This window comes from Ahniella affigens, assembly GCF_003015185.1.
GTDB lineage: Bacteria > Pseudomonadota > Gammaproteobacteria > Xanthomonadales > Ahniellaceae > Ahniella > Ahniella affigens.
Window position 1 is genome coordinate 2,047,187 of record NZ_CP027860.1, and the last position, 17,480, is coordinate 2,064,666.

The window sequence follows — 17,480 nt, forward strand, 5'->3', positions numbered from 1 at the left end:
GCGGACCAACTGCAACAGTTGAGGCCCGCGCTGGTCATGATTTTTCTTGCGCGTTCAACAGGTCTTCGAGCGCAGATTCGTCCAGATCCGCAAGTTCGCGGACCAGATCCAAGACCTCCGCGTCACCAATCACGGATGTCGCTTGCAGACTGATGAGGTACGCAGCAAGCCGCTCAACCACGGCGTGCTCGAAAATGGCGGAGATCGGCAAATCCACCTGACATAGCTTTCGAAGCCGCGAGCACAGCTGTGTGGCGAGCAACGAATCGCCACCCAGTGCGAAGAAGTCGTCTTTGGCGCCGACGGGTTTGGTTCCAATCAGTTCCTCAAACGCCGCTGCAATGACGCGCTCAGTGTCGGTTGCAGGCGCCACGTATCCTGACCGATCGACGTTTGGTGGTGTCGGCGTGCGGGTCTTGCCCAGGCCACGATCCACCCACTGCCGCCAGCGAGAGTCCATGTCCTCACGCGAAGCCTGGTAGACGCCTGGCGCCTCAGTGCCGAGCACCTGTTCGATCAAGCTAGCGACGTCTTTGCTGCTGAACGGCGCCGCCACCGCCGGGTCGGCACTCAGACCATCCCAGCCAATGGCATACCATTGTGCCGGGCGCGACGCGCTCATCGGCCCCTCGACCAAAGCTTCCATGAATGCATTGGCTGCGGCATAGGCAGACATCCCGATGCCGCCGAGGCACGCAGCGAGTGACGACATCAGCACGACACTGCCGACGTTCGCGGCGGCTGTTGCCGATACCAGTGCTGCCGTTCCGGCAATCTTGGCAAGGTGGTGGCGTTCAAAACTCTCGGCATCGGCAGAAGCCAATAACCCGAGACCAGTGTGGTCCATGTTCGCTGCGGCGTGAATCAACAGATCGACGTGCCCGTAACGGTGCTTGACGTCGAGCAGAAGCGCCGCCAACGCATCGACATCGGACAAGTTGACGCCGTGATACGTCACGCGATCATTCAGCCGCTGCAGCGCTGTCAGCCGGTCCTGTACCGCAGTGGGCAATTGCGTCAGGGCACGTCGCCCGGTGAGGACGACACGCGCACCACGGTTGGCCCAGATGCCGGCAAGAGCCAAACCGATCTGGCCGGCGCCGCCCGTAATGACCACCACTTTCCCGTGCCAATCCGTTTCGGCTGTCGCCGCGGCGACTTCAGCGTGCGCGAACGTGGGAACAAAGCGGAAGCGCCCGCGCAGTGCGACAAGGGGGACGATCGGCGAATCGGTCGGGCCGCCAAGTGCAGCATGGAGCGCGCGTGGATCGACCTGATTACCCAGGTCGATGACGCGACACGACCAGTCCGGCTCTTCTTGTGCCAGCACCGTTACCATTGCAGCCAGCGCACGTTGGCTTGGGTTGATCACGTCATCGCCACTGACCTGAAATGCACGTCGAACGAGCATGACGAAGTCGGTTGGGGCCAATGCGGCAGCGCGTTTGCGCGCCGCGACCAAGTGGGCGAGCGCACATTGCATGGCGAGCAGGTTCGAGCCGGGCACGAATGCCGCCGTGTGTTGCAGCGGCCAGGCAAAAACAATCTGATCGACAGGCGGGGCGTCCACGGCCAACGCCGCGAAAAGTCGTTGGTAGTCTTCTGCCACCTGCGGGCGAATGGTGAAGGCACCGTTCAATCCGGCGAAGGTATCGCCCGCTTGCACCAGGGTGATGCGTGCACGGTCGCGGTGATCCAGCCACTCCGCAACCGCTTCGAATGACTCGCCGAACACGAGTCGATGACTGACCGGTTTCACAGTCGCCGCCGGCTTGGAATCGCGATTCCAGTTGCACGTGAACAGGGGCAGAGCCGCGGCGTTCATGCGGGGAGGCGGCAATTGCTGGGCATCACCCGGTTCCAGCCAATGTCTGGTGCGCGCAAACGCATACCCAGGCAAGCGGACTTTGCGCCGGGTTTCGCCAGCGTGCAGCGCTTCCAGATTCAGATCCTTGCCCGCCGCCCAAACGTTGCCAACGGCATTCAACCAAGTGGCTCGGGCGCTGCCGGAATGGCCGTCACGTGGCAAGCAACGAACGACTCGGTTCATCGTGACGCCGTTGACTCTCGCGAGCGAGGCGGCCGTGCCGGATGGCCCCAGGTCCAGGATCATCCACGAGTCGGGGAGTCCGCGGATCGTCTCCATGGCCGATCTGAATGCGACCGTTTCGCGCAGGTGGCGCACCCAATAATCGGGGTCCAAGACTTCTGCCTCGGTCACCAAACGTCCGGTGGTGGACGACAGATACTGGCGCTTCGGTGCTTGCCTTGGCGTGCGCGCAACCAATGCGCGGAATTCGTCGAGGATCGGATCCAGCATGGCGCTGTGAAAGGCGTGCGAGACGTCGAGCACGCGACCTTCGATGCCGCTGCCGGCTAGGCGTGCGAGCATGGCGGCGACGGCCTCGGTCGGGCCGCCAATCACACAATGCTCGGGGCCATTTTCGGCACAGAGGTCCACGCCAGTCAGCATCTGGCTGAGTAGCGACGGCGCGTCGATCTGCACGCTCGCCATGGTGCCATTGGGTAAGCTGGCAATCATGCGGCTGCGCGCATCCAACAAGTGCAGCGCGTCCTCGACTTCCAGAACGCCAGCGACACAGGCGGCCACATACTCGCTGAGGCTGTGACCAACCATGAGGTCGGGCTCGCCGCGCAGCGAGCGCCACAGCTGCGCCATGGCGTACTCGACGATGAACAATGCGATCTGCGTATAGCGCGTGTTGTTGAGCGCTGCCTCGGCTTGTTGCTGGTCGGCGTCTTCGTCTGGATACAGCAAAGCGATCGGATCCCAGCCGGCGTGCTGACGAACCCATGCTGAAAGCGTCTGAACCGTGTCTCGAAACACCGGCTCCTCGAGATACAGATCCCGGGCCATTTGCACATGTTGTGAGCCCTGACCTGGGAACAACCAGGCGACCTTCAGATCGCTTCTGGCCTCACGCTGAATCCAGTCGCCCGTTGCGAGGTTGGATTGGGAGTCGTATGCACGCGCCGCCCGGAATCGATAAGCCGGACGGCCAGCGATCAGCGTAAAGCTCGCGTCCGCGAGGATCGGCCGGTCGCTGGCGGTGAGGGCCTGGTCGAGCGCTTCTTGTAGCGGCGTCAGCGTTGCCGCATCTTTCGCTGAAGCGACGATCAACTGCGCGGGTCGCGAAGTCGACGCGGCCGTTTGGCCGGGCTCCCACTCGCGCAAAACGATATGAGCGTTGGTGCCGCCGATCCCGAACGAACTCACACCGGCGCACCGAGCCCCAGAGAGCGGCCAATGCTGGGTCTGATTGGCGACAAAAAAGCGTGTGCGCTCAAGACCGATCTGAGGATTCGGCGTAGCGAAATGCAAGCTGGGCGGAATGGTTCCGCTGGCCACGGCCAATGCCGTCTTGATCAGTCCGGCAACACCTGCGGCGGCATCGAGATGCCCGAAATTGCTCTTGATCGAGCCGATCGCACAGGCTGGCAATGCTGCATTCTTGCCGTGTGCTTCGGTCAATGCCGCGATCTCCACCGGATCGCCCAGTGGGGTGGCGGTGCCATGTGCCTCGACATAGCCGATCTCTGCCGGGTCGGTGCGGGCGATTGCCAGGGCTTCTCTGATGGCGCGTGCCTGGCCGCGGACACTGGGGGCCGTGAAGCCGAGCTTGTCAGCGCCATCGTTGTTCACCGCCGATCCGGCGATGACTGCGTAGATTGTGTCGCCATCCGCCTCGGCATCAGCCAGCCGTTTCAGCGTGACGATGCCGGCGCCACTGCCGCTGATCGTGCCACTGGCTTCAGCGGCAAACGGCCGGCAATGGCCATCGGCCGACAAAATGCCACCTTGCTGATAGTGATAGCCCTCGACTTGCTGTGCCTTGATGCTCGCGCCGCCAGCCAAAGCCACGTCGCACTCGAAATTCAGCAGGGCGGTACAAGCCGTGTGGATGGCGACGAGCGAGGTGGAGCAGGCCGTCGCGACGCTGATTGCCGGTCCGGTCAGGCCGAGGCGGTATGCAATCTGTGACGCCGCGAAGTCCTTGTCGTTGGCGATGGTCAGCGCCATGACGCCCATCGCCTCGATGACATCAGGGCGCGTTGCGAGCACTTGCTGGGCGTAGCTGCTGGATGAGACGCCCACGTACACGCCCACGTCGCCGATCTGGTCAACGCGCGCGTATCCCGCATCTTCGAGAGCGTGATAGGCGCACTCCAGCAATAGGCGTTGTTGTGGGTCGAGGATTTCGGCCTCGCGGGGGGTAAAGCCAAAGAACGCCGCATCAAAGGCGTCGATGTCGCGAACCACGCAGCCTGCTGGAATGTACGCGGGATCGCGAATCTGCTCGCGGGGGACGCCGGCGGCAAGGAGTTCGTCGGCCGTGAATAGGCGAACGGATTCATGGCCCGCGCACAGGTTCTGCCAGAGTTCGCGCGGGTGATCGGCATCCGGGAATCGACAGGACATGCCGATGATGGCAATTGCATTGTCGGTGTGACTCATGTCGGTGCTCCGACTGGGCGGGCTTGGCGTCGCTCGGCACGGTCCCGACTCGCCATCTGTCTGCGGGCGATTCGGTCATCGGACAGAGGCGCCGCTTCCAGAGCAGGATCCGGCGCGAGCAGATTGGCCAGATCACGGACGGTTGGGTACTTGAACAGGTCAGCGACCGAGAGGGCTAAGCCGCATCGCTGTTGCATGCGGTCCTGCACCTGAATCAGCAGCAAGGAGTGACCGCCGACATCGAAGAAATTGTCATCGATCCCGACCGCATCAATGTCCAACACCTCACACCAGATTCCAGCGATCAGCGCTTGTTGCGGTGACCTGTCCGCCATACCGGCGTCGTGGCTGCGTTCGCGGTGGGGTGTAGGCAGTGCGGCCATATCGAGCTTGCCATTGGCCGTGGTGGGGATACGCGGCACCGTGGTTACCGTGCGCGGAATCATGTATTCCGGGACTGCGAGTCGCAGGGACTTCTTCAAACTCGGCTCATCGGCCAGAAGGCCGCTCGTGGTGACGACATAGGCATGCAATTCGGCCGGATTGCCGTTGGCGATGACGACTGCCGCGCTGATGCCAGTCTGGCCGAGCAACGCACGTTCAATCTCGCTGAGTTCGATGCGGTGGCCGCGAATCTTGACCTGATTGTCGAGACGACCAAGGAACTCGACGCGGTGGTCACGCTGTGTCCGTGCCGAATCTCCGCTGCGGTACGCGCGCGCACCGGCGATGTCGGAAAAGGGGTCGGGCACGAATCGAAGCGCGGTTTGCGCCGGATCGTTCCAATAGCCGCGACCAACGGCCGGACCAGTGATCCACAGTTCGCCCGCCGCCAATGGCAACGCCAAGTTGCCACTCGCATCAACCACATAGAGCCCGCAGCCATCGATCGCATGACCGATTGAGCCGGCAAACCCACCGCGATCGATCGCATAGGACTCGACGCTGGCGCAAACCGTCGTCTCGCTCGGCCCATAAGCGTTGTAGGACTTCGTGATGCGCGCCCAAGGACGGACGTGCTCGTCGTGACAGGCCTCACCGGCCAAGACTAACGCTGCCAAGGATGCTCCGGCAGTCGGAGACATCACGGACAGCGCCGTCGGTGGCAGCGTGACATGGGTGATTCGGTGCTGGGCCAACGCACGCGCCAGATCAGCGCCTGGCATCAGCGTCGGCCGCGGTTCTGCGACCAGCGTTGCGCCTTGCGCGAGCGCCATCAACAACTCCCAGATCGATGCGTCAAAGCTGATCGACGCAAACTGCAGGACGCGGCTGGTGGCATCTACTGAAAAGGTCTTCGCTTGGGCGCGTGCCAAATTGCCGATCCCGCTGGCCGCAACCATGACGCCCTTTGGCTTGCCCGTGGTTCCAGACGTAAAAATCAGATATGCGAGCTGGTCGGGATGGGTTGGCAAGCACAGGTTTTCGGCGGACTGCGTTGACCACTCGGATGCGTCGGTGTCGGTCTTGATGACGCCGAGAAAATTGAGCTGATACGCGGGAAGTCGGTCGAGATGTTGACTCTGGCACAGCAAAACCTGCATTGCCGCTGCGTCCAGAATCTGCGCCAGTCGTTGCTCCGGATAGGCGGGGTCCATAGCCACCAACACGCCCCCAGCCTTGCTGATTGCGGTCACGGCCACCACGTAGTCGATCGAGGCATCCATGCAGACGCCGACGGGGGTTTCCAGATCCACGCCCCAGTCGCGCAAGTGTCGCGCCAAGCGATTGGCGGCTTCATTCAGGGCGCCATAGCTGATCGAAGCTGAACCCGACTGGACCGCAATCGCCGCGGGCGAATGCGCCGCCCAATGCTCGACATAGCGCCCGATCGTCTCGCTTTCGGCAGGAAACTGGGTGACGCGCCGCGCCCGCTCAATCTGTACCTGCTGACCTGCGGGATCCAAAAGATAGGTGCGAATCGATGCATCCGGTGCAGCGATCACTTGCGCGAGGAGTTCGGAGTAGTGTCCCAACCAGCGCTCAAAAGTCGTTCGATCGAACAGATTGCACGCATACTCCAAATCGAGCATGAGGCCCTGCGCGTCCTCGCTCATGGACCAGGTCATATCAAACTTCGCGGTGCGTTCCGGCAGGGTGATGTTGGCGGCGGAATCGGTCGCTGTGGCGCCCGGCGTGTTCTGCATGATGAACTTCACTTGGAAGAACGGCGACACGCTCGCGTCGCGCGCCTGCACCAAATGCTCGACCAGTACGTTGAACGGCATGTCCTGGTGCGCGTAGGCATCTTGAGTGAGCCCGTGAACGCGCGTTACGAGCTCGGCAAAAGTGGGGGCACCAGAGAGATCGGCTCGCAGCACCAACTGGTTGACGAAAAAGCCGATCAGCGGCTCCCACTCCCGGCGCGTGCGATTCGCGACGTCGGTGCCGATGACCAGATCATGCTGCCCGGAGAGGCGATTCAACAGGACGTAGAAGGCGCTGAGCAACACGGTGAACAGGGTTGTTCCGCGTTGCTTGGCGAGCCGCTGCAGCGCCGCCGTCTGATCAGCCGGGAAGTGATGTTGCAGCAGTCCGCCGGGTGCGGTCGGATGGTGCAATCGTGGTCGATCGGTCGGCAGTTGCAGCATCGGTGCCGCTTGCAGCTGCGGTCGCCAATAGTCGAGCAGTCGCTGCAGATTCGGGCCGTCGAGACGGCTCGATTGCCACGTTGCATAGTCGACATACTGCAGACCCAACGGCGGCAGATCGGCAGCGGTCTGGCCCGCGCGAATCGCGGCATAGTGCTGGTGCAGCTCATTCAGAAAGATCGAGTTGGACCAACCGTCTCCAATGATGTGATGCATCGCCAGAAACAGGACTCGCTGACCGGCGCCGACATCAATGACGCGTGCCCGAAAGAGCGGCCCGCGCTCCAGGTCGAAGCCCGACTGCATTTGCGCTGCCAGCGCCTCTGTGAGCACGGACTCGGGTGATTCAGTGGGTGCGGCCGAATTGGGCAGGGTGGTGCAGGCGAGATCCAGCAACGGCTGGTCATGAACGACCTGGTAGGGCACCCCGTCGACCTGACAGAACGTCGTGCGCAGGCTTTCGTGTCTTCGGGCGATGGCTCGAATGGCCGCAAACAGCGTCTCGACATCGATGTCGCTTGGCAGCGGCATCGCGCTTGGAATGAGGTAGGCGCTGCTGCCGGGTTCGATGCGATCCAGAATCCAAAGACGGCGCTGGGCATGCGAGAGTGGATACCGTTCAGCCTTGTCCGCCCGGGTTGGCGCAGCGAGTGCGCGCTGGCGGAGCAACGTCTCGGTGATGGCATCCTTGTGGCGGCCAAGTGTTGCGCGCAACGCGTCATCCAGGACCCCCGAGGGCGCATTGACGCGAAGCTTGCCGTCGTCCGTCAAGGCGAGTCGAACACCCAGTCTGGCACAGTGCGCGATGGTCTGATCAAGATTCACAGCAGGAACTCCTCTTCGGAATCTTCAATGCGATCTGTTGGCAACGGGTCGCTCATGCGTTTCATCAACAACGCGGACTCGATCTGGGTCGTCAGACCACGAGCGGTTGGTTGCTCAAAGACTGTGCGCAGGGCCAGATTGACCCCAAATTCGTGTGCAATGTGGGCCACGAGTTGGGTTGCAAGCAACGAATGTCCGCCCATCTCGAAGAAGTTGTCGTCGAGTCCGACTTGGTGGCGTTCGAGGAGCGCTGACAGAACGCTAGCGAGCCGAATCTGGTTGTCGGTACTGGGTGCGACGTATTCCGCGCGTCCCTGTAGTTCGAGATCGGGGGCTGGCAAGGCACGCCGGTCGATCTTGCCATTGATGGTCAGCGGGAACGCTGGCAACAATACAAAAGCGCTGGGCACCATGTAGGCGGGGACACGGTCCTTGAGCCACGATCGCAGGTCGGCAATATCCATGCTGGCGTTTGCCTTGGCAACGACATAAGCAATCAACTGAACGTGGCCGTGGCCATCCATGTGTCCGAGTACCAGCACCTCGGCCAAATCGGGGTGGCGCGCAAGATGGAACTCGATCTCACCCAACTCCACGCGATGGCCACGAATCTTGATTTGATGGTCGATGCGCCCGACGTATTCGAGCTCGCCATCAATGGTTCGCCGCGCGATGTCGCCCGTACGGTAAAGGCGTGCGCCTGGAGCGGTCGCAAACGGATTCGGGACAAATCGCTGGGCAGTCAAGGCGGGGCGCGCAAGATAGCCAGGTGCCAAGCCAGCGCCCGAAACATAGAGCTCGCCATCGACACCAACCGGAACCGGGCGCATTTCGGAATCCAGGAGATACAGCCCCAAGTCCGGAATGGGTGGTCCGATCACGCTGCCGCGACCGTTCAGATCGGCCACTGTCAAGTTGCGCCGGGTGACGTGCACGGTTGTTTCAGTGATGCCGTACATGTTGACGAGACGCGGTGCGGCGTCACCAAACCGGTCGTACCACGGCCGCAGACTCTGCAACTCCAGCGCCTCGCCACCGAAGATGACCCACCGGAGCGCGTGATTGCGTGGCGCGTCGTCACTCGTGGCGGCGCGAACCAGCTGTCGGAACGCTGACGGCGTCTGATTCAACACCGTGACCTGTTCGTCGATCAGCAGATTCCAGAAGTCCTGCGGCGCGCGCCGGATCCAATACGGCACGACCACAAGCCGCCCGCCATAGCAAAGCGATCCCCAGAGCTCCCAGACGGTGAAGTCGAACACGTACGAGTGGAACAGCGTCCAGACGTCGTTGGCACTGAACTGGAACGCGTCCTGACAGGCGTCGAGCAAGCGACCAACGTGCGCATGCGTGATGACTACGCCATTTGGCTTACCGGTAGTGCCGGACGTGTAGATGACGTAAGCCGGAAGCTCAGGAAATGCCCGCGACTGAAAGAGTGGTGCAGGCTCGGCATGCAACGCGTCCAGCATCACTGCTGACTCGAGACCCGGCAACGGATGCTCAGTCAGCGTTGATTGATCACTCAATACCAGGGCCGGCGTGCAGTCATCCAAGATCATCTGTATGCGTTCGGCGGGCGCGTGCGGGTCGAGTGGCACGTAGGCTGCGCCCGCTTTCAGCACGGCCAGGATTGCAACGACTTGCTGGACGCCAACGTCGAGATAGAGCGCCACGCGCTGGCCGACGTCGACGCGCTGACTGAGCCACGCCGCGAGGTCGTTGCTTTGGCGATCCAGTTCGCCGTAGGTCAGCAGGCCGGCGCCCGAGAGCGCCATGCTGGCTGGTTGTGTTGACGCGATCTGGCTGACCCGTTGATCGATGCTCAGCGCTTGTGCGTAGGTCTGCGTGGGCGGATAGGACGCGAGCAGGTTGTGGTGCGCTTCGGCGGTCAGATAGTCGAGTGCACCGAGGCGCTTGGTCGGCGCGGCCAGCATGGCGCGCAACAGTTGCAGGAGATGCGTCACGGCAGCTTCCATGCGCGGACGTGCGAAGAGCGCCGAACGGTATTGGAGGGTGCCGAGGAATTGCGATCCGTCTGGTTTCAGCGTCAGGACTAGGTCGTATTGGACCGTATTGAACTCATGGGGACGCGGACTGGTGGTCAGGCCCTCGAAGTCGAGTTCGGTATCCGCGACGGACAACATGTTCAGTTTGACCTGAAACAGCGGTGTCGTCGCTGGGTCACGCGCGAGTTGCAATCGGTCCACCAAACGGTCGAATGGCATCGCTTCATGTTCGTACGCACCGAGCGTCTTGTCCCGCACCGTGCGCAGCAATTGCTGCGTGTTGCCGTTGCGATCGATACCGGTCCGAATCACCAATTGATTGATGAAGAAGCCGAGCATGGACTCCGTTTCTTGTGGAAAGCGATTGGCCGCGTCGGTGCCAATCAGGATGTCATCAGCGCCGGCATAGCGATTCAGCAGCAACGCGAAGGCGCTCAGAAACACCATAAATGGCGTCGCGCCCTCATTGGTGGCGAAGCGCTGAATGTCCTCGCTCAGCGCCGCATCCACGCTGAAAGGAATGGCTTCGCCAGCGTAGCTCTTGGTCGCTTGCCTTGGCGCGTCGGTGGTCAACTGCAAAGGGGCCGGCAACTGGGCCAACTCCGTGAGCCAATAGGTTTCGTGGGCCTGCATCAAGCCCTGATCCCAGACGTGCTTCTGCCAGCGGGCGTAGTCGGCATATTGAGTGCCCAAGGCGGGCAACGTCGGGGCCACTTGCTGGCACGCGGCACGGTACAAGGACTGCAGTTCGGCAAGCATCAGCCCAGCCGACCAGGCATCGGTCACGATGTGGTGCATGCCGATGATCAGGGTGTGCGTCGTGGCACTGGTGTGCAGCAGGACACCACGGATCAACGGCGCTTCAGCCAAATCGAACGGGGTGTTCATTTCAGCCGAAACAACGTTGTTCACCCAAGATTGGGGGAGTTCGCCCGTGGGCAGGTGCAGTGCGCGCCAAGGGAGTTCTGGCGCCTCGAGGACTTGCGCGACCGGCTTGCCGCCAACCTCGACAATCGCGGTGCGCAGGACCTCATGACGGGCGAGGAGGCCCGTCAGTGCACGCTGCATCGCGACATCGTCGACCACGCCTTGCAAGTCGAGTACGAGTGGCATGTTGTAGGCCGCTGCATACCCGTTCGTGGTGTGCTCAAAACGATCGATGAACCAAAGCCGCTGCTGCGCGTACGAAAGCGCGACCTCACCAGTGCCCGCCTCCTGTCGCGTGATTGCGGGCAGGCTGTGCTCTGGCCGAAGGGCCGAAATGGCATTGGCAAGCGTCGCGACCGTTGGGTGCTCAAAGAGCATCCGGATTGCCACCGGAACCGATAGGGCCTCGCGCAGCCGGGTTGCGGTACGCGCGGCCATCAGCGAGTGGCCGCCGAGTTCCAGGAAGTTGTCGTGAACGCCGAGGTCGCATAGGCCCAACACCGAGCGCCAGATCTCGGCGATTTGGTGTTCCAGCGGTGTACGCGGGGCAACGCGATCGTCACCGTGAGTGGCGACGCTCGACTCTGCGGCTGGCATTGGGAGCGCATTGCGATCGATCTTGCCGTTCGGGCTGAGTGGCATGGTCGGCAGTACGACGAAGTACGCAGGCACCATGTAATCGGGCAGCGCCGCCTGACATCGCTGCTTCAGTTCGGCGATGCGGGCTGTGATCGTGCCGTCGTCTGCTTCGTCTTGAAACTGGAGATAGGCAACGACCTGCTTTTGGCCCGCGTGCACTTCTTTGGCCGCAACCACTGCCCGGCGGATTGCGGGGTCGCGGCCGAGGAGCGCTTCAATCTCGCCGAGCTCCACGCGATAGCCGTTGACCTTGACCTGAAAATCGCAGCGCCCCAGGATCTGAATATTGCCATCCGGGAGATACCGGCCAAGGTCCCCGGTCCGGAACATCATCTCGCCGGATCGCGGATGGCGAACAAAGCTCGCTGCCGTTCGCTCGGAATCCTGCCAGTACCCACGCGCATTGCCGGTATCGCTGCCGATCCAGATCTCACCAGGCACCCATTCAGGCTTGTCGTCGAGATTCGTGTCCAGGACATGGCATGTCCGGTTGTGCATGGGCTTGCCATAGGGGATGGACGGCCAAGCGAGATCAACGTGCGTGACCGGATACACGATCGAGTACGTCGCCGTTTCGGTCGGTCCACCCATGCTCTGGATCTGCATGGTCGGTGCGAGGTTCCAGATTCGATTGGGCAATGTGACCGGGATGAAGTCACCACCCATCATGATCAGCCGGAGCGCAGCTGGCATGGCACTGCTGGACACTTCTAAGTGATCAACCATCATGTCGATCAGTGCTGGCACCGTGTTGATGATCGACACGTCGAATTCGCGCGCGAGTGCGGTCAGGGCAGCAGGGTCTTTCAACGTGTCATGGGGCGGTATGACCAACGCGGCGCCAGCGGCGAGCATCGCAAAGAGGTCGAAGACTGACAGATCGAAGTTGAGCGACGACACTGCCAGAGCGCGATCGGATGCGGTCACGCCGAAGCGCGTGATCGCATCGACCATCGTGTTCGCGGCCGCATGATGCTCAATCATCACTCCCTTCGGAACGCCCGTAGACCCTGACGTGAACAGCACGCATCCGAGGTCGCGGTTGGACCGGATCGATGGCGGTCGGATCGCGGCGCGCTCTGTCGGATCCGTGGTGACGACATGGACCATCAGTTCCGGATGCTCGTCGGCCAGCGCGGCAAAGCGTGGCTGCGTCAGGGCAATTCTCGGATGTCCGAGGTCGATCAGCTGCTGTCGACGATCCTTTGGCTGGTGTGCGTCAATGGGCATGTAGGCAGCGCCTGCCATCTGAATGGCGAGCGCTGCGACCACTTGCTGCCAACCTTTCTCCATCAGCACCGCAACCAGCTCATCGGGCTTGACTTGCTGGCGCTCCAGTTCATTCGCAAAATACGACGCCCGTTCAAGCAACTCGCGATAGTTCAGCGAGTGCTCGCGCGACAGCACCGCCACGGCATCGGGCGCCTGCTCGGCGTGACGATGGATCAACGTCGCCAACGACACTTCGGGGAATGGCATTGTGGTGCTGTTCGCATCGGTCCTGACCTGGCGTTGTCGATCTGGAAGCAGATCGATGTGCGTGCCGAGCCAAAGTTCGTCGCCATCAGCCAGTGCCGTCACCGTGTCGATATAGGCACCGAACATGTCGTCCAGCATCCCAGCCGGGAAAATCGCGTCGACGGCATCCCAGCTCAATACCAATTGCCCGTCTTCCTCAGAGGCCACATGATCGATCCAGACTTGCGGTGTCTGCGAGATCGCGTGACCATCTTCCATGCCGTCAAAGAGTGACGGGCCGTCCATGGGCTGACCATGGTCGGCGTCCAATGGCAGGGCACTCGTGAACACCACGGGCATGGTGATCTGCTCGCCATTGCCGTGCAGCCGCGTGAGCTCGCGCAACACGTCGAGACCGCTGAATGCGCTGTGTTCGACGTCACGCCAGAGCTGACGTTGCACCAATCGCGCACGATCCTTGATGGACATGGCACTCGTGTAGTCCATGCTCATCAAGGTCAGTGTGGTGAAATCGCCCACCAGTTCGTTGACGCATGCATGCAGCGGCAGCCGATCGAACAGCGTGACGTTCAGGGTGAAATCCGGTCGCTTGCTCCAACGGGCGATTACCAGGCCGTAAACCGTCATCAGCAAGGCAGAGGGCGTCACGCCGATGCCCTGCGCTCGTCGGCGCAGGCGGTGCCAGCGTTGTCGATCGATGAGCTTCAGCCGGCGCGAAAAGCTGGGCTGATGCAACTCGCTCGGATTCGCGATCATCGGCAGGTTCGGCGCCAGAGGCATCGTCGGCGCGCGCTCGAGCCAATAGGCCCGCGCTTTCTGCTGGCGCTCGCCGCCAATCATGGCGTTTCGAGCCAGCACATAGTCGCGATACGAGACGGGCAGGTCCGGCAACATATCGTAGCGGCCACGGTACAGCCATTCGAGGTCGCGGAAGAGAATCTGGTTGCTGCGGACGTCCAGCATCAGCAGGTCGATACTGAAGTGCACCCGCCAGCGCGTGTCGCTCTCCTGGGTCATGCGCACATCAAACAGCGGCCACTGATCGGCAGGGCGCACTTGATGCGACATGTCGTTCCGCAACTGCGTCAGATGCCGAGCGAGGTCTGGGAGATTGTCGCGGTAGTCGTAGCGTTGCACGATGTAGGCCGGAACGTCGGGGAGCACCCGCTGTTCGTTTTCGTCCAGAATCACCGCGCGCAACATGGGGTGACGCGCGATCAGTTCGCGCCAGGCGCGTTCGAAGCGTTCTGGGTCGAATGCTGGCGGCGTGAGTTCGAAGTAGAGATGCGTGGAGACGCCACCAAGACCGAACTCGTTCGAGCGCCCCAGGAAAAACGCTTGTTGCAGATCGACCAGCGGAAACGGTTCGAATGCATTGCTGGGGTCGGCTTCGACAACTGGCAGCACTTCCGGCGCCACGCCACCTTGCGCCAAGTGTTCGAGCGTCGTCGCGAATTCGGTCAACTTGGGATTTTGCACGACCGCATGGATCGGCACAGCAATACCCAACTCGCGCTCGATCTGCGCAATCATCTGCACGACCAGAAGGGAGTGCCCGCCTAGTGCAAAGAAGTCGTCCTTGCCTGCTACTTGCGCGACTCCGAGCAAGTCAGCCCAGATTGCGCCGACGCGCTGCAGCAGGGGGTTCGTTTCGGCCGGTATCTGCTTGGCCTCCACGTTGATCTCGGAACCAACCGGATTGGCGTCATCGTGACTACTGGTGGTCGCGACCGCGCTCTGGGGTTTGATTGAACCCTTTGGCATCGCGACGACATCGGGTAAACACCAAAAATCACGGTGTTGAAACGGGTACGTGGGCAGGCTCGCACGGCGGCGCAAATAGGGCGCGTCAAAATGCTGCCAGTCAATCGCTACACCTTGAATGTGCAGCGCGGCGATGCTGGCAAGTAGCGTCTGCCAGTCAGTGCCATGCTGATCGAAGCTCGCGAGCCACAGTGGCTCGGGTCGGTCCGGCGATGTCGGTCTGGACATCGTGCGCGCCAATTTGATCAGAGTGGCTTTGGGTCCAATCTCAATGAATGCGGTCGCGCCTTGTTCGAACAGCCGCTGCATGCCTTGGTCGAACTGTACCGGTTCGCGCGCCTGCGCCAGCCAGTAGTCGACCGAACGCATGCGCGCGCTCTCGAATTGGCCGCTGACGTTCGCGACGATTGGCAGCTTGGGTTCCAGGAACGCGATGCCCGCCAGCGCGTCGCGAAATGCTGGCAACGCGGCGTCGATCAGCGCCGAGTGGAAGCCGCGGTTCATCGGCAGTGCCACGAACGGGGTGCCGGTTTGCTCCAGATGCTGGCGCAGGTTTGCAATCGCTGCAATGGAACCAGAAACGACCGTGCTTCGCGGGCCATTGATGGCCGCGACGCTGAGCCCTGGGTCGGTCTCGGCGACAAGTTGCCTCGCCGCTTCGGGTGTGATGGGCAGCGACAGCATGGCTCCAGGCGCTGTTGCAGCCATGGCGCGCGCGCGTGCGCAAATCAGGCGCATGCCGTCGGCTTTGGAGAACAGACCGGCAAAGCATGCGGCCGCGATTTCGCCGACGCTGTGACCGATCACAAAATCGGCGCGTACGGAGAAATCATCCCGCCAGGTTTCCGCCAAGGCCATCTGCAGCGAGAACAAGGCGGGCTGCGTATAGGTGGTGTCGTCCAGCGTGGCGCGATCGTCGCCAAACAGTAAGTCGGTAAGGCGGACGGGCAAATGGTCGGCCATCATGACGGCCAGTGCATCGAGCCGCTTTCGGAATGGCGGATGCGTGTCATAGAGCACTTTGCCCATGCCCAGATATTGCGCGCCCTGTCCCGAGAACAGGAAGGCGGTTCGACCGGCGAAGGATTGGTTGCAGACGCCTTGTCGCCGCAGCGGACTCTCCGCGTCGGCCAGAGCGCCTGCGGCCTCGGCTGCACAGCGCGCCAACACGGTCAAACGGTGCGGAAATTCAGCACGTCCGACATTGGCCGTATAGGCAATATCGGCGAACGGTACCGAGGGCGTGGCGTCGCTGGCCACCTGAGTCAGGAACTCAATGTATCGGTGGCGCGAAGCCTCCAGAGCCTCTGGCGTTTTGGCCGAAAGGCGCAGCAGATGCCACGGCCGATCGCCTTGATCCTTGGCGCGCGTCAGCTCTGGTGCCTGCTCCAGGACAACATGAGCGTTGGTGCCACCGATGCCGAAGGAACTGACGCCGGCTCGGCGTGGTTTGGACTCAGGCCAGTTGCTAAGTGTCTGATTGACAAAAAAGGGCGTGGCCGCGAAGTCGATCTCGGGGTTCGGTCGCCGATATCCAACACTCGGTGGCATGCTTTCATGCTTCAGCGCCAAAGTCGTCTTGATGAGACTCGCGATGCCAGCCGCAACGTCCAAGTGGCCAATGTTGCCTTTCAGCGAGCCAATTGCGATGCGCGTCGACTTGCTGAAGTCGCCTTGAACAAACGCCTCGGTCAGCGCGGCGATCTCGATGGGGTCGCCAAGACTGGTGCCGGTACCATGTGCTTCGATATAGGCAACACTGTTCGGGTCCACGTCGGCCATTGCCAGGGCCTGTGCCACCACGCGGGCTTGTCCCTGGATGCTCGGCGCGGTGAACCCGATCTTGCGATCGCCGTCGTTATTGATCGCAGACCCTCGAATGACGGCATGAATGGTGTCGCCGTCATCCAATGCGTCGGCGAGGCGTTTGAGCAGTACCATGCCGACGCCACTGCCGTGCACGGTGCCACCCGCGCTGGCATCAAACGGCCGGCACGATCCGTCGGGAGCGAGAATGCTGCCGGGTTGATGGACATAGCCTGCACCATGCGGCACCGCAACCTTGGCGCCGCCAGCGAGCGCCATATCGCACTCGTAAGAAAGCAACGCCTTGGCGGCCATATGGACTGCCACCAAAGAGGTCGAGCACGCGGTATCGACTGCGACACTCGGACCTTGCAAATTGAGCTTGTGCGAGATGCGGGTACACGCGTAGCTCTTGTCCGAACCCACGAGCAACTGCATGCCGTCGACACTGGCCAGAAAATCCGGTTGGGTCACGGCGTTGGCCAGGAGGTAGTCGCTCAGGGCGACGCCGGCGTAAACCCCAACGCTGCCGCGCAAGCCGAACGGATTGTAGCCGGCGTGTTCAATGGCCTCGTAGGCGCATTCCAACAGCAGGCGATGCTGCGGGTCGATAATCTCGGCCTCACGCGGCGCAATTTCAAAGAACGCCGCATCAAAGCCGCGAACGTTGCGCAAGCGGCTGCCACGACGAACGTAGCGTGGGTCGGCCAGGGTCGTCGCGTCGACCCCGAGTGCACGCAGCGTGTCCTCATCCAGATCCTCCACAGACTCAATGCCATTGGCGATGTTTTGCCAAAAATCAGCAATGGTCTCGGCGCCTGGAAACCGTCCGGCCATGCCAATGATGGCGACTGATTGCAGGACTTCATCGCTGTGGCGTGCACTTTCCATTCTTGCGTTCTCGCAGTTGTTCGACAAAGAGGCTCCCCTGTGTGTTGTCACACGGTCGCCGCTGGGCTCGGG

3 protein-coding genes are annotated in these 17,480 nt (G+C 61.9%); all 3 read right to left on the minus strand.

The genetic code is table 11. The features are described from left to right. Positions 1-34 precede the first annotated feature (34 nt). From C7S18_RS07995 to C7S18_RS08005, 3 genes are read right to left on the minus strand one after another with little or no spacing between them, the layout of a single operon-like run. The gene (locus C7S18_RS07995) at positions 35-4,477 is read right to left on the minus strand and encodes a type I polyketide synthase (RefSeq protein ID WP_106891059.1); all 4,443 of its coding nucleotides are present in this window, start codon (positions 4,475-4,477) and stop codon (positions 35-37) included. After that, entirely contained in the window at positions 4,474-7,893 is a 3,420-nt protein-coding gene (locus C7S18_RS08000; RefSeq protein ID WP_106891060.1) for a non-ribosomal peptide synthetase, read from the minus strand. The genes C7S18_RS07995 and C7S18_RS08000 overlap by 4 nt, the downstream gene beginning before the upstream one ends. Continuing rightward, positions 7,890-17,408, minus strand: a complete 9,519-nt coding sequence (locus C7S18_RS08005) for a hybrid non-ribosomal peptide synthetase/type I polyketide synthase (RefSeq protein ID WP_106891061.1) — start codon at positions 17,406-17,408, stop codon at positions 7,890-7,892. The genes C7S18_RS08000 and C7S18_RS08005 overlap by 4 nt, the downstream gene beginning before the upstream one ends. Positions 17,409-17,480: the final 72 nt, after the last annotated feature.

Excerpts from the sequence above, each read along its gene's own strand:
- C7S18_RS07995 (WP_106891059.1), bottom strand. The coding sequence starts at position 4,477 with ATGAGTCACACCGACAATGCAATTGCCATCATCGGCATGTCCTGTCGA.
- C7S18_RS08005 (WP_106891061.1), bottom strand. The coding sequence starts at position 17,408 with ATGGAAAGTGCACGCCACAGCGATGAAGTCCTGCAATCAGTCGCCATC.